General features: G+C 48.8%; 12 protein-coding genes, 9 tRNA genes and 1 riboswitch (1 of these 22 only partly in view). Of the genes, 16 read left to right on the top strand and 5 right to left on the bottom strand.

What is annotated here, in order from left to right; genetic code table 11:
* From QU597_RS24630 to QU597_RS24590, 9 genes are all read left to right on the top strand, one after another.
* Positions 1-50 (top strand) — tRNA-Thr (locus QU597_RS24630) (it extends 26 nt beyond the left edge of the window).
* A gap of 5 nt (positions 51-55) precedes the next feature.
* Positions 56-141: transfer RNA gene (locus tag QU597_RS24625), tRNA-Tyr, on the top strand.
* A 5-nt stretch (positions 142-146) separates the two neighbouring features.
* Positions 147-220 (top strand) — tRNA-Trp (locus QU597_RS24620).
* A gap of 24 nt (positions 221-244) precedes the next feature.
* A tRNA-His gene (locus QU597_RS24615) sits at positions 245-320 on the top strand.
* A 48-nt stretch (positions 321-368) separates the two neighbouring features.
* Positions 369-444: transfer RNA gene (locus QU597_RS24610), tRNA-His, on the top strand.
* A 21-nt stretch (positions 445-465) separates the two neighbouring features.
* Positions 466-540 (top strand) — tRNA-Gln (locus QU597_RS24605).
* Between the two features lie 5 nt (positions 541-545).
* Positions 546-620: transfer RNA gene (locus QU597_RS24600), tRNA-Gly, on the top strand.
* 7 nt (positions 621-627) lie between these two features.
* Positions 628-701, top strand: a tRNA-Cys gene (locus tag QU597_RS24595).
* A 35-nt stretch (positions 702-736) separates the two neighbouring features.
* Positions 737-815 (top strand) — tRNA-Leu (locus QU597_RS24590).
* 83 nt (positions 816-898) lie between these two features.
* On the opposite strand, the gene QU597_RS24585 is transcribed toward QU597_RS24590, so the two are convergent.
* The 4 genes from QU597_RS24585 to QU597_RS24570 form a co-directional block, all read right to left on the bottom strand.
* Positions 899-1354 (bottom strand): hypothetical protein, encoded by a 456-nt coding sequence (locus QU597_RS24585; protein ID WP_310830233.1) that lies wholly within the window; start codon positions 1352-1354, stop codon positions 899-901.
* A 13-nt stretch (positions 1355-1367) separates the two neighbouring features.
* Positions 1368-2150, bottom strand: coding sequence for an EFR1 family ferrodoxin (locus QU597_RS24580; protein WP_310830232.1), 783 nt, complete (start codon positions 2148-2150; stop codon positions 1368-1370).
* Positions 2143-2724, bottom strand: coding sequence for a PadR family transcriptional regulator (locus tag QU597_RS24575; protein WP_310830231.1), 582 nt, complete (start codon positions 2722-2724; stop codon positions 2143-2145). Before QU597_RS24575 ends, QU597_RS24580 begins: the two co-directional genes overlap by 8 nt.
* Positions 2725-2949: 225 nt before the next feature.
* Positions 2950-3870 carry an aldo/keto reductase gene (locus QU597_RS24570; RefSeq protein WP_369698833.1) on the bottom strand — a complete coding sequence of 307 codons (921 nt, stop codon included), beginning with the start codon at positions 3868-3870 and terminating at the stop codon, positions 2950-2952.
* Positions 3871-4089: 219 nt separating this feature from the next.
* On the opposite strand from QU597_RS24570, the gene tnpB reads away from it, so the two are divergent.
* The 4 genes from tnpB to QU597_RS24550 all read left to right on the top strand — a co-directional run bounded on the left by tnpB (position 4090) and on the right by QU597_RS24550 (position 8632).
* Complete coding sequence (gene tnpB / locus QU597_RS24565) at positions 4090-5169, top strand: IS200/IS605 family element RNA-guided endonuclease TnpB (protein ID WP_310830230.1); 1080 nt, start codon at positions 4090-4092, stop codon at positions 5167-5169.
* A 180-nt stretch (positions 5170-5349) separates the two neighbouring features.
* Positions 5350-5730: a MerR family transcriptional regulator gene (locus QU597_RS24560; protein ID WP_054943934.1), complete on the top strand. Its 381-nt coding sequence runs from the start codon at positions 5350-5352 to the stop codon at positions 5728-5730.
* Positions 5731-6179: 449 nt separating this feature from the next.
* A riboswitch (purine riboswitch) is annotated at positions 6180-6283 on the top strand.
* Positions 6284-6405: 122 nt separating this feature from the next.
* Positions 6406-7821, top strand: a complete 1416-nt coding sequence (gene allB, locus QU597_RS24555) for an allantoinase AllB (RefSeq protein WP_310830229.1) — start codon at positions 6406-6408, stop codon at positions 7819-7821.
* Between the two features lie 250 nt (positions 7822-8071).
* Complete coding sequence (locus QU597_RS24550) at positions 8072-8632, top strand: cysteine hydrolase family protein (protein WP_236337282.1); 561 nt, start codon at positions 8072-8074, stop codon at positions 8630-8632.
* 203 nt (positions 8633-8835) lie between these two features.
* Here the strand turns inward: QU597_RS24550 and QU597_RS24545 are convergent, their stop codons facing one another.
* Positions 8836-9717 carry an AraC family transcriptional regulator gene (locus QU597_RS24545; protein WP_310830228.1) on the bottom strand — a complete coding sequence of 294 codons (882 nt, stop codon included), beginning with the start codon at positions 9715-9717 and terminating at the stop codon, positions 8836-8838.
* Positions 9718-9884: 167 nt separating this feature from the next.
* Between QU597_RS24545 and QU597_RS24540 the strand changes: the two genes are divergently transcribed.
* From QU597_RS24540 to QU597_RS24530, 3 genes are all read left to right on the top strand, one after another.
* Positions 9885-11282, top strand: a complete 1398-nt coding sequence (locus QU597_RS24540) for an MATE family efflux transporter (RefSeq protein WP_310830227.1) — start codon at positions 9885-9887, stop codon at positions 11280-11282.
* Positions 11283-11679: 397 nt separating this feature from the next.
* Positions 11680-12546, top strand: a complete 867-nt coding sequence (locus QU597_RS24535) for an ABC transporter permease (RefSeq protein ID WP_310833407.1) — start codon at positions 11680-11682, stop codon at positions 12544-12546.
* Between the two features lie 15 nt (positions 12547-12561).
* Positions 12562-13455 (top strand): carbohydrate ABC transporter permease, encoded by an 894-nt coding sequence (locus QU597_RS24530; RefSeq protein WP_054943930.1) that lies wholly within the window; start codon positions 12562-12564, stop codon positions 13453-13455.
* The last annotated feature ends 68 nt before the right edge of the window (positions 13456-13523 follow it).

Raw genomic sequence — 13523 nt, 5'->3', positions numbered from 1 at the left:
ACTGACTTGTAATCAGTAGGTTGGGGGTTCAAGTCCTCTCGCCGGCACCATCTGTGGAGGCTTAGCGAAGTGGCCAAACGCATCAGACTGTAAATCTGCTCACGTACGTGTTCGGTGGTTCGAATCCATCAGCCTCCACCATCTTTAGGGGCATAGTTTAAAGGTAGAACAACGGTCTCCAAAACCGTTGGTGTGGGTTCAATTCCTGCTGCCCCTGCCAATGAAAATTTTAAAGCTTAATATGGCGGCCGTGGCGAAGGGGTTAACGCACCGGATTGTGGTTCCGGCATTCGTGGGTTCGAGACCCATCGGCCGCCCCATTTCTTTAAAAGACTGGTTGGCGAAATTGTTAAAAAAAGTTTAATATGGCGACTGTGGCGAAGGGGTTAACGCACCGGATTGTGGTTCCGGCATTCGTGGGTTCGAGACCCATCAGTCGCCCCATTTTTATTCTGAAATTAATATTGGGGATTAGCCAAGCGGTAAGGCAACGGACTTTGACTCCGTCATTCATAGGTTCGATTCCTATATCCCCAGCCATTTATGCGGACGTGGCTCAGCGGTAGAGCATCGCCTTGCCAAGGCGAGGGTCGCGGGTTCGATTCCCGTCGTCCGCTCCATTTTTATGGCGCCATAGCCAAGTGGTAAGGCAAAGCTCTGCAAAAGCTTTATCCCCAGTTCGAGTCTGGGTGGCGCCTCCATTATTTTGGAACTTATTATTGCAAGTCATGAATACGCCGGCGTGGCGGAATGGCAGACGCGCTCGACTCAAAATCGAGTGGGAAACCGTGGAGGTTCGAGTCCTCTCGCCGGTATAACAAAAAGAGGTTGATAATCGTTTAACACGATTATCAACCTCTTTTTCTGTATGAACATTTTTTTTAGCTGCTGGGGAATCTCATTGGGATTGGCTGAACGTGCTCCAGCTGGTTACAAAATGGCCAATGGCGAACAAAACCGCAGGGACAGCAAACAAATAGGAGTTAAGCCATACTGCAAGCAGGAGGAAATACAGAATCGGAAATAGGGCCATTGGGATAGGGATGAAGCCTAGTGGTTTGAAGAGAATGGCGAATTTTCTACCGCTCCAAAAGAAGCGTACCCAGCAAAGGTAGTAAATAATTAAACAAATTAACATTAACCATGTTAACAAGTTGATAGGCTGTGCGGCAATCTTGGTGCCGAACACGATTGGCAGTGTGAAACAAGTTACTTGGCCTATTCGCTCGAATACAGTGAAAATAAAAGGCGGGGAAACGGTTTTTGGAATGTTGTGCGGCGCGAAGAATATTAAAAGCAGGTTCGGCAGTAAAACCAATAACGGCAAGATAAAGCCTTTGAGATGTAAACCCATACTAAGCTCCATTCTAACGTTGAATAGTGGAATGTGGCATCTTTGTACTGCGAATTTTGATTTTTGGTTTGCCTGATATATAGATAGCTTTCTTAGGACAAGTGGCAGCACATTTCATGCAGAACTCACATTTGTTCCCGTGAACAGAAACATGACCGGTAAGCGAAATATTTTGTACGGGACATTGTCTTACACATAGCCCGCAGCCTGTGCATTGAGAGGCTTCGGTCCGCAGCTTAAGCAGGAGGCGCATAGACTTCCAAGGCAGTACCGTTCTCCTCGACAAAAAGGATACAAATGAAGATCCTTTATACTCAGAATCCCACTTAACCTTTCCTGCAATGGAATCGCTGACAAATTGATTAACCTTGTCACACGCTGCAATTAATTGGTGCAGGTCGTTCTCCTTGCTCTGATGAGTATCGCTCATATTGTTAGGCATACTGATCTCACAGGCGGAGGTTGGGGCATATCCTTTGTTCTTAAGTAATGTAGAGAGTGGGTCTAGTATATAAGCAGAATTATTAAGAGTAGCAATTACATACACCTTGGTTCCGGAGCTCTGCGGCAATGATCGAAAAAACCTCCAGATGAAAGGGGAGACGGCCTGGGAGTTGACCGGGAAAGCAAACCACAATTCTTCAGCAGGCTCATTTTTAGAGAGGGTGTATCCTTTTTCGATATGCTTTAGAGAGATGTTGCAGCCATTCATTGTAAGTGAATTCACTGCGTGGTCCACAATAAGCTGTGTATTGCCGGTGCCGGAAAAGTAATAGAGATCGATTCTTTTATTCATCCGTGTAATCCTCCTGTGCGGTAATATCCTGCTCCAGTAAACGAATCGTTTCTTTAGACCAGGAAGCATAAGCCTCCCACATCTTTTGGCCAAAAGACAATACCATTAAGATTTGCCTGTGATTGCTGTGTACATCCATATTCTGTTTAAGCTGCGCTTCAAATTGTTGAAACAGCTGCTGCTGCCGGAGGTGGCTGGTTTGAAACTCTTTTACATGCTCCAGCACCGTGGCTGAAGAGTTTGCATTCGAAAAGAACAGCTTCAGCAAAATTTCAAAACGGATAAGTTCCTTTTCAACCGGTGATTTGAGCCACTCCTGCAGTTCCAATCTTCCCGGCTCTGTAATCTCATACTTGATGCTTTGCTTACTATGTACAGGACGTTCAGCGCTACAAACTGCAATCAGCCCTTCAGAAGTAAGCCGTTTCAACTCCGGATAAATCTGGCCAAAGCTTTCGTTCCAAAAAAAGGACAGCCGGTCATCTACAATTTTTTTGATTTCATAGCCGGATAAGTTTTCTTCGTTCAAAAGACCAAGTATTACATAAGATGTTTTGCTCTTCTTACTGCTCATATCCTCTCATCCAATCTAAATATATCTTTTAGATATAAATTATTCTATAAATTGGATAGTGTCAAACGATTTAATCACACTAGGAATCATTGATCTGGTAGTAAGTTTCAGGATGAATTAAAAGCCCACAGCAAAGAGTACTCCTTAGGCCGTAATAAGCTTACAGAGTACTCTAATATTAATTATACGTTTGACTGTCTGCGACTAGCACGTCTGTATGGCTGCTTAAGGGAGTTTGTTGCCTGCTGCACGGTAAATTTCATACCACTCCTGGCGGGTCAGCGTAATATCCGAAGCCTTGGCGATGTCGAGCAGACGCTGTGTATTAGTTGTGCCCACGATCGGCTGCATGTTCGCCGGATGTCTGAGCAGCCAGGCGATGGCGATAGCGGTGTCGGCGACTTCTTTTTCAGCGGCCAGTTTGCCGATAACTTCATTAAGCTCAGGGAACTTCTCATTGCCCAGGAATACGCCTTCAAAGAAGCCGTATTGGAACGGGGACCAAGGCTGAATCGTCATATCATGCAGTCGGCTGTATTCCAGAATGCCTCCATCATGTACAACCGAAGCAGAGTTGGTCATGTTCACATTGAAGCCGGCATCAATCATGCCAGAGACCATAATACTAAGCTGCAGCTGGTTGAAGAGCAGGGGCTGTTTGACGTTTTTTTTGAGCAGCTCGATCTGCAGCGGGTTCAGGTTGCTGACACCAAAGTGCTTGACCATGCCTTTTTGCTCCAGATAATCAAAGGCTTCAGCCACTTCCTCAGGCTCCATCAGGGTATCGGGACGGTGCAGCAGCAGGACATCCACATAATCGGTCTTCAGGCGCTTCAGGCTATTCTCGACCGAGTTCACAATATGCTCCTTGGAGAAGTCGAAGAATCCGTTGCGGATTCCGCATTTGGTCTGGATCATCAGCTGCTCACGCATGCCTGGGCTGGCAGCCACTACCTCGCCGAATACCTCTTCAGCCTGGCCGGCGGCATAAATGTCCGCATGATCAAAAAAGTCTATTCCCGCCTCCAGAGCACTGTGAATATGCACATCCGCTTCCTGCGGAGAAAGATCGGCAATACGCATACATCCTAAAGAAATCTGAGCAACCTCAAGCTGGCCGCTGCCTGCTTTAATTTTTTTTACCACTCTGCATTCACTCCTTAATGTAGTGTTCCTAGTAAAGTGTAGACCTTAGAGTTAACTGTAAGTCAATAGATTTTTAAGCATCAGTAGCAAATCATCATTCCACCTCTAAAGCGGCGGAATGATTTGCTACGGTCTTTTCAATTAAGAAAATTACTAACCTAATATGCGAACATTTGTGCTAATATAGTACTGTGAATTTATGGAAAGGAGCTGTGTGTATTGCTCATCCTTAAAGCATATAAGTACCGCATCTATCCAAACTATGAGCAACAGCACTATTTAGCTAACGTATTCGGGGCCGTCCGCTTCATCTACAATAAAATGCTTGCGGATAAAATCGAACACTATCAAAGGGCCGGAAACATGCTCCGTACGACACCGGCTAGATACAAGAAAGAATTCCAGTGGCTAAAAGCAGCAGACAGCCTTGCCTTAGCCAATGCCCAACTCAACTTGGAGAAAGCCTATAAACAATTCTTTCAAAATAAGAATGCTGGATTCCCAAAATTCAAAAGCAAAAAAAAAAATCACGACAGCTTCACAACAAACAATCAAAACGGAACAATAGCTATTGAAGGTGAAACACTCAAAATTCCAAAGCTAAAGACAAGAATCCGAATCAAGATCCATCGTCCCTTCACGGGACGGATCAAATCATGCACCTTCTCGAAGACGCGATCAGGCAAATACTTTGCTTCCGTTTTGGTTGAAACAGACGTCACTCCTATACCTAAAGCTGAAAAGAAAATTGGAGTTGATCTGGGACTGAAGGACTTTGCCACTACTTCCGAAGGTGAAGTGATCAAAAATCCTAAACATCTTCGTGCATCTGAAAAACGGTTAGAGAAGCTACAGAAGGACTTGTCACGAAAGAAGAAAGGGAGCAATAACCGATATAAAGCAAGGTTGAAGGTAGCCAAGCTTCATGAAAAAATAGCGAATCAGCGTAAAGACTTTTTGCACAAATCGTCCACCCAAATGATAAACGACAACCAAGTGATCGTTATGGAAGACTTGCGTGTAAAGAATATGATGCAGAATTACATGTTAGCAAAGGCCATATCCGAAGTCTCTTGGACTTTGTTCAGAGAAATGCTCACCTACAAAGCGAAATGGTACGGAAGAGAATTAATCATTGCCCCCAAAAATTTTGCAAGCAGTCAATTATGTTCCTGCTGTGGCTACAAAAATGCAGAACTAAAGAACCTAGCTGTACGTGAATGGTCATGCCCTGCATGTCATACTGAGCACGACAGAGATAAGAATGCTGCTATAAATCTTCTAAAGCTAGCAATATAAATTGCACTTATTGGGTTAGGAACTAGCCTGTAAGCTTGGGTAAACTTGGAGCAGTCGCTCTATTGACCAAGAAGCACCGGCCTATTAGGTAGTGTGTAGTTCACAGCGCTTTTAATAGACTCGAAATGGTGTTAACGTAGAGAAGGAGCCGTAGCCATACGGCAGAAGGGAGCTAATATCATGGGATACAGCATCAAAACCATATCACAAAAAAGCGGATTGAGCCAATATACGCTGCGTTATTATGAGAAAGAGGGTGTGCTGCCCGTTGTGGCCAGGGATGAGAATGGAAACCGCTGTTTCCACGATGAGGATCTGGAGCTGATCTCGTTAATCTGCTGCCTGAAGGACACCGGAATGCCGATTGCTGATATCAAGCAGTTTATCTCGCTATCCAAGGAAGGGCACAGTTCACTTCCCGAGCAGCGCAGATTGCTGCAGGAGCATAAATTGCATATTGATGAGAAGATTAAATTTTTTCAGACCTTTGCACAAAAAGTGGAGCATAAAATCGCTTATTTCTCTTCCCTTGAAGAACAGGCTAAAGCGGAGAGTAAGTAAATTCAGGGTGCGATAGGCCAGTGGACAGCGGTGATAAGTGAGTGTAGTTCATATGTTCCTGTGAGGAATGTCGTTGATATCCATAAAAAGGAAGGTGAAGCGTTCCTGCGGTTATTTGTCTCGGATGAGTCAAGTTTTATGAATGGAAAATTGGCAGCGGTAGAGCGGCGGGTATGAAATCCTTTGCTGTGCCTGAGTTTGTGTGAGTTCAGCAGGGAGAGGTTATAAGAGGAACAACCGGCAAACAGGAAATGAAAACGAGGTATTGAGTAAGAGTAGGCTCTTTGTTGTGTTAATATACCTAACGTATATTTTGCCGATTCAATGACAAAAGGGTTTGTTATCTTGACGAAAGAGTTGCCAATGTTATGATATAGGTAATTAAGGAAGGCATTGAAAAGATCGGTGTTACTAAACATAACATTGAATTGAAAAACTTCCTTGTAGGATGGATTAACAGAATAAGCTCTTGTATAAGCTCAATAATCCGGTTTGAGCGTTTCGACCAGGCGACCGTAAATTGCCCCAGGCTACAAGAGGTATAGCTAAGAAATGTTGTTCTTCGCGCGGTTTCATGCCGGGTAGGGAATACGTTCTGCTCTGTACCTTTTGTGTGCCGGGGCTTTTTTGTCGTGCGCCAATTAACCCAAAAACCTAAAGAAGAGGTGTGTATTCATGAGTTATGAACTGATCATTAAAAATGCCAACATTCCGCAAGGCGACAGACAGGTGCTGACTGACATTCTGGTTAACAAAGGTGTAATTGTCGGGTTCGCCAAGGATATTGAGGCTGAAGCCGATGAGATTATTGATGCAGAAGGCAAGCTGGTGCTGCCGGGAGTAATTGATTCGCATACCCATTTTAATGATCCGGGATTTACACACCGCGAGGATTTCGTAACCGGAACAAGCAGCGCCGCAGCGGGCGGGGTAACGATGATTGTCGATATGCCATGCTGCAGCGTGCCGTCGGTCCGTTCTGCCGATAATCTGTTCAACAAGCTGAACGCACTGGAAGGCAAAGGGATCGTCGACTATGCGATGTGGGGCGGCATTACCGGCGAAGATGTACGCAATAACGTGCTGCCGGAGATCATCAGTGAGCAGGTGGCTAACGGTGTAGTGGCCTTTAAAGTGTACATGACCCCATCCGTGCCATCCTATCCGCGGGTAACCGACCCAGAGATGCTGGAAGCGTTCGCCGCCGTATCCCCTACGGGGCTGCCAATTGGTATTCACGCCGAAAACTATGCAATCTGTGATTACTTTACCAATAAGCTGAAGGGCGAAGGTCGCCTGGATTATCCGGCCTGGGCAGAAGCGCGTATGGCACTCGCAGAAAAAGCGGCTATCCAGCTCGGGATTAGCTTCGCTGAAGAGACGGGTGCCCGTCTGCATATCGTGCATATGAGCACGGGAGCAGGTAATCAGCTGATTAAAGAAGCGAAGCTGAAAGGGACCAAGGTGACGGCGGAATCCTGTCCGCATTACCTGACGCTGAACGCTGTGGACGCCATGACTGAGTTCGGAACGTTCGCTAAGATTGCGCCGCCGCTGCGCACTGCGAAAGATAATGAAGCGCTATGGCAGGGTCTGGCAGACGGAACGATTGACTTCATGGCTACCGACCATGCACCTTATGAGATTGCCACGGAGAAAGATGCGCCGGGTATGGATGTATGGACTTCCTTCCCGGGTATTCCAGGGGTAGAAACGCTGGTGCCAATTATGATCAGCGAAGGCTATAACAAAGGCAGACTGAGCCTCTCCCGGCTGGTAGAGCTGCTGTGCACCAATCCGGCTATCCATTACGGGTTGTATCCGAAGAAAGGTGCGCTGGAGATTGGCACTGATGCCGACTTCACGATTGTGGATCTGGAGAAGGAATGGACGATCGACAAAGACCAAATGCACTGCAAACCGAAGTACACCCCGTTCCACGGCATGAAGCTCAAAGGTAAAGTTGATAAAACAATCGTCCGCGGCACTCTAGTGTACGACGATGAGCTGGGTGTGGTCGGCAAACCAGGCTACGGTGAATATGTAAAACGGCAGACGATCAGCGAGCTTCCGCGTTTATTGAAATATTAATAAAAATATATAATCTGAACTGAAGAACTAGCAAAAGGCTAAAGCGGCGGAGGGGAAGTTTGGAACTGTAGGAGCGTTAGCGTCCGCCTTTAGGGTTTAATTTCTACCGCATATAGCGGTCAAATTCAGGGAATTCAAACCTAACAGCGGCCGGAAGTCCAAACATTCCCCGCAGCCCGCGCTCTGAGCCGGTCTGGTAAATCTAAAGTTCACTTATATATACCACCAAATCGAGAGGGAAGTGAAAAGCATGGGCAAACACGCTGTAGTAATCATAGATATGTTGAATGACTTTATTCATCCGGATGGGGCGCTGACCTGTCCGAACGGTGCGGGAATCGTTCCGGCGCTGCAGGAGTTGATTGAATTCAGCCATGAGAATGAGATTCAGGTTATCTTCGTACAGGAAGCGCACCGTAAGAACGATGCCGACTTCCGGGTCCGGCCGATCCACGCGATCAAAGGCAGCTGGGGTTCGGATTTCATCGACGAGCTTAGACCCGATGAGTCAAAAGGCGATTACGTGGTTCAAAAAAGACGCCACAGCGCGTTCAGCTACACGGATATGGACCTGTTCCTCCGCGAAGAAGGGATCGACACGGTGGCGGTCACCGGTGTGTGGACCAATGTCTGTGTCCGCTCTACGGCATCCGATGCGATGTACCACACGTATAAGGTAGTCTGCATCAGCGACTGCTGCGCATCCAAGGACGAGGAGATGCATTTGTCCGGACTGCGTGATATCGGGATTTTTGGTGAAGTTGTAACCCTGGAGCAATATAAAGAGAAGAACGCAGTTGTAAAAGGCTGAGCCGGGGAGCAGGTTCTTACCTGCTGCTGAGGAGTGTTAATGAGCCGCTGCTGCCGGGGAATAAGAGTTAGTACAGCAGCTATATGCTGCTGCACAAGGTAACACCTATGAGCACACAATTCACAGCCCCTGTATTGCCGGGAAGATCTCCCGGTTATGCAGGGGCTGTTGCTCTGCGGCAGGCCGATGAGCAAAGCTGCGCTTCACGAGAAGCGCTGGCGGTACTGGCGGGGAGAGATGCCTTCCAGCTTCATGAAGCTGGAGCTGAAATACGGCGCCTGGTTGAAGCCAACCTCCTCGGCGATCCGGGAGATGGGGAAGCTGGTCTGCATCAGCAGCAGCTTGCTCTGCTCAATGCGGTAGCGGAGCAGATATTCCATAGGTGAGCAACCATACTCCCGGTTCATGCAGCGGGCGATATAGACCGGATGAAAGTTGAGGCTGTCTCCCAGCATGCCGGTAGTAATCTCCTCGCGGTAATGGGCACGCAGAAAGGAGGCCGCCTGTTCAGCGCAGGCTGTGGAGTGTGAAGCGGGACGTTCACGGTGCACGGACGCGGAAAGCTGCTGCAGAATCTCCTGGAACAGCATTTGCTGCTTGAATCGGATGGAATCGAGATGGGCATTGACCTTCAACAGCTCCAGCTGAGCCAGCAGCTCTTCCATGCGGGCAGGCTGGAGCAGTGTCATGTACTGCGATAGCCACAAGCTGAAGGTGCGGACGTCAAAAAGCGCAGAATGTGCGGACTCATCCGGCGTATCCTGTTCGTTTAAGGCTGCAGAGGGAGCGGTGACAGCGCTCCAGGGACCTGAGGTCTGGAAGTGTAACCAGTAGTAGGAGCTTTCCTCCCGGCAGCCTTCAGTTCCGAAATGATGGCAGTCCGGACGCAGAATCAAAGCTTCTCCTGCGCGCACCTCGTAGTTCCGCTTCTCTTCACCGATGTAGAGACAGCCTTCCCTGACAACCAGTAAATCAAACACCTGGATGTTCTGGCGGTTCACATGACGGAAGCCCGGAGGGAAATAGGTCAGTCCGCTGATAATATAATGCGGAAGCGGCGGGATAGAGAATTGAAGCAGGCTCATGGCGTTGGCGGCCTCCTGTAGTTAAGGTTTAGAAATTGAAAGTTTAGGTTGGGAATTTGCTACATTTCCCAGAGTATATCACCTATAATTTACTTCTAGCAAGGAGTACTGGGGGCTTGTTGCAGCGGAATATGAAGAGCGCAGCAGGTGAGGGGAGAGTTCATTTAGTGAAACCTAAGGCTGGAAATGTCGGACTGTGGATGCTGGCCTGGCCGATTTTTATAGAGATTTTCCTGCAGACGCTGCTGGGGACCGTCGATACCGTGATGGTCAGCCGCATCTCGGATGATGCAGTCGCGGTTGTGGGAATCTCCAATCAGCTGTTCGGCGCACTCATCACACTCTTTACCACCTTTGCCGGCGGGGCGGGTATTCTGGTAGCCCAGCGGCTTGGTTCGGGACGGCAGGAGGATGCCCGTACGATAGCCATTATGGGAGTTACAGCGAGCAGTGTGCTGGGACTCGCGGTCAGTATTATTCTGTTCCTGTTCGCTGACCCCATCGCACGTTCGCTGCACATTTCCGGGGAGCTGATCCCGCTGGCGCATGTCTATCTCACTTATGTCGGCGGAGGGCTGTTTCTGGTAGGACTGACCGCTTCGTTCGGTGCGGCTATCCGTAACACCGGCAATACCAGAGGACCCATGTATACAGGGGTCGCTGTTAATGTAATCCACATAGTGCTTAATTACATCCTGATCTTCGGCGCGTTCGGGCTGCCGCAGATGGGGCTCGGCGGGATCGCTATTTCTAATTTGATCAGCAGACTGCTGGGTGCAGCTGTTCTGATGGGTATGTTCTGCGGAACTTTTGAACGGAAGATTAAACTGCGGGACTTCAGGACTTTTAAGCGGAAGCTGTTCGGGGAAATTGTGAAGATCAGCTGGCCGCTGGGACTCAATTCCTCATCCTGGGTATTGTCGCAGCTGGCGATTTATTCTTTTCTGGCTATGCTGGGGGCCAAGGAACTGGCGGCGCGCACCTATCTGAACACTCTGGAATCGTTCTGCTTCACGCTGGGTTATGCGATAGCGATGGCGGGCCAGATCCGGATTGCCCATTTGTTCGGTGCCCGCAAGCTTACGGAAGTCTATCAAAGCGCCTTCCGCACGCTATATATCGGGCTGGCCATTGTCAGTGCCAATGTACTGCTGCTGTTTGTATTCGGCAAAACGCTGCTGGGTTTCTTTACAACGGACCAGGAGATTATCTCCATCGGTGTCTCGCTGCTCGCGCTGAATCTGATTCTGCAGCCGTGTAAAATGCTCAATATGGCTATGGGCAATGCGCTGAATGCCATCGGCGACACCCGTTACACGATGATTGTCTCAATGATCTCCATGACAGTTATCGGTGTGGGCGGCTCTTACCTGCTCGGCATCAGCTGGGGCTGGGGGCTGGTGGGCATTTACTGCTGCATGATCGCCGATGAAGCGGGCAGAGGGCTGCTTGTGCTGCGGCGCTGGCGGGGACAGAAGGTGCTGGATGCAGCTGATGTAGAGAGCAGCGGGCGGCAGTCCGTCCGGGGCAAGGGCGGCAAGACTCTTTTTAAAATGAATGTCTAAGGTGTGAGCTGCTGCAGGTCATAGTTATATCGGGACACCCCGGTTTGTCTTCGCTCAGAAGAGAAGCCGGGGCTTCTTGGCGTGCAGTGAAAAGGCGGAATTCCTGCGTTCCTTCACAAAAGTTGAAAATGTTCACTCCCCGCTGCTCAACATAATACAGGAATACCCTGAAGCTCCACTGTTCGGCCGGACGCGGCTTTTCTATACTTGGGTCATATACAGGCATAGGAGAGTGAGGGCTTTGAGACAGCGCAAACGCAAGACCGGAACACCGCTCGCGATAGAGCTTCCCTTAAAAGGAGGCGGCCCGGCAGCATCCCCGCTAGGGTCAGGCACGGTAAAAAAGAAGAGGAAGGGATTCCTCCATGAGCTGATCCATAACCGGATTCTTTTTCTGATGCTGCTTCCGGCACTGTTGTTCTTCCTGGTGAATTCGTATTTTCCGATGGTCGGTGTGTATTATGCTTTTACCCAGTTTGACTTCAATTCCGGGCTGTTCAGTGCACCGTTCGTCGGGCTCAAAAATTTTGAGTTTCTTTGGAAATCCGGCACTTTGGTGAAGCTTACCCTCAATACGATCGGTTACAATCTGGCTTTTATCGTACTGGGTAACGTATTGGCGATTGTCTGTGCGATTCTGCTCAGTGAGCTGCGGGTGAAATGGTTCAAAAAGCTTACCCAGTCTATCATGTTCCTGCCGTACTTCGTCTCCTTCGTAATTCTGAGTGTCATCGTCTACAACGTATTCAATTATGACAGCGGTTTCTTGAATACGCTGCTGGCCCGGTTCGGCGCAGGTCCGGTCGATGTCTACAATAAGCCGGTGGTGTGGATATTCCTGATCATTCTTTTTTACCTCTGGAAAAATCTCGGCTACAGCATGGTCATTTATCTGGCCTCTATCACTGGAATCAGCGATGAGTATTATGAAGCAGCCAAAATCGATGGTGCGCATATTTTTCAGCGGATCTGGTACATCACGGTGCCGATGCTGAAATCTACCTTTGTCGTGCTGCTGCTGTTCTCGCTCGGAAGTATTATGAAGGGGCAATTCGACCTCTTTTACCAGCTGATCGGCAACAACGGGGTGCTGTACAATACGACGGATATTCTGGATACGTATGTGTTCCGTTCGCTCAAGGTTACTTTTGACATCGGAATGGCGACAGCGGCAGGCCTGTATCAATCGCTGTTCGGCTTCATTCTGATCATGACGGTGAACTACATTATCCGCAAAATAAACGATGATTACGCGTTGTTCTAGGAGGAGACAAGGAGTATGCAAATCAAAGACGATCATTATACGCGGCTGCTGCAGGGTCTGGCGTACACGGTCATCATTCTCGGCTCGCTGGCCTGTCTGATTCCGTTTCTGCTGATTATCTCGGCTTCCCTGACTGCCAATGAATCGATCATCAAGGATGGCTACCATCTGATCCCGGCGCAGTTCTCGGTGGAGGGCTACAAGACGGTGTTTACTTTTCCTGACGAGGTGCTGCGGGCTTACGGCGTAACGCTGTTCACGACAGTAACGGGCACGCTGCTGGGGCTGTTCTTCATGACGATGGCCGGGTATGTGCTGGCCCGTAAGGATTTCAAATACCGTAACACTTTTTCCTTCTATATCTATTTCACGACCCTGTTCGGCGGCGGACTGGTGCCCTGGTACATTATGATCACCAAATATCTGCATCTGACCGATTCATACGGCGCGCTGATTTTTCCGGGGCTGATGACCCCGTTCCTGATCATTCTGATGAAAAACTTTATCCGCTCGGCTGTTCCTGAGGAGCTGTTCGAGTCCGCTAAGATCGACGGGGCCGGTGATTTCAAAATCTACTGGCGGATCGTGCTCCAGCTGTCGATGCCCGGCATCGCCACAGTAGGCTTGTTTCTGGCCCTGGCGTATTGGAACGACTGGTTCTCCTCTTCCCTGTTCATCAACGATCCGCACAAATATCAGCTGCAGTTCCATCTGTACAATGTCATCAACTCTGCGGCCTTTATCGCCAACATGGGCGCGGGCACGGGGGTCAGCCTGGGTAGTGATCTGCCGACCGAGTCGACCAAGATGGCGATGGCGATTGTTGTTACCGGACCGATTCTGTTCCTGTACCCGTTCATTCAGCGGTATTTTGTAAAAGGCTTGACGATAGGCGCTGTAAAAGGTTAGAACCGTATAGTGGAGCACGCCGTGAAGGTAGTGCCTGTTGTCCGGCTAACATAGTTTTGTTCGAAGTG

Origin of the sequence: Paenibacillus pedocola (assembly GCF_031599675.1) — a bacterium.
In the GTDB taxonomy this organism is placed as follows: domain Bacteria; phylum Bacillota; class Bacilli; order Paenibacillales; family Paenibacillaceae; genus Paenibacillus_AQ; species Paenibacillus_AQ pedocola.
This window is presented reverse-complemented; position numbering and strand designations above follow the sequence as displayed.

Excerpts from the sequence above, each read along its gene's own strand:
- QU597_RS24575 (WP_310830231.1), bottom strand. The coding sequence starts at position 2,724 with ATGAGCAGTAAGAAGAGCAAAACATCTTATGTAATACTTGGTCTTTTG.
- QU597_RS24530 (WP_054943930.1), top strand. The coding sequence starts at position 12,562 with ATGCAAATCAAAGACGATCATTATACGCGGCTGCTGCAGGGTCTGGCG.
- QU597_RS24560 (WP_054943934.1), top strand. The coding sequence starts at position 5,350 with ATGGGATACAGCATCAAAACCATATCACAAAAAAGCGGATTGAGCCAA.
- QU597_RS24585 (WP_310830233.1), bottom strand. The coding sequence starts at position 1,354 with ATGGGTTTACATCTCAAAGGCTTTATCTTGCCGTTATTGGTTTTACTG.
- QU597_RS24545 (WP_310830228.1), bottom strand. The coding sequence starts at position 9,717 with ATGAGCCTGCTTCAATTCTCTATCCCGCCGCTTCCGCATTATATTATC.
- QU597_RS24550 (WP_236337282.1), top strand. The coding sequence starts at position 8,072 with ATGGGCAAACACGCTGTAGTAATCATAGATATGTTGAATGACTTTATT.
- allB (WP_310830229.1), top strand. The coding sequence starts at position 6,406 with ATGAGTTATGAACTGATCATTAAAAATGCCAACATTCCGCAAGGCGAC.
- QU597_RS24580 (WP_310830232.1), bottom strand. The coding sequence starts at position 2,150 with ATGAATAAAAGAATCGATCTCTATTACTTTTCCGGCACCGGCAATACA.
- QU597_RS24535 (WP_310833407.1), top strand. The coding sequence starts at position 11,680 with ATGCTGCTTCCGGCACTGTTGTTCTTCCTGGTGAATTCGTATTTTCCG.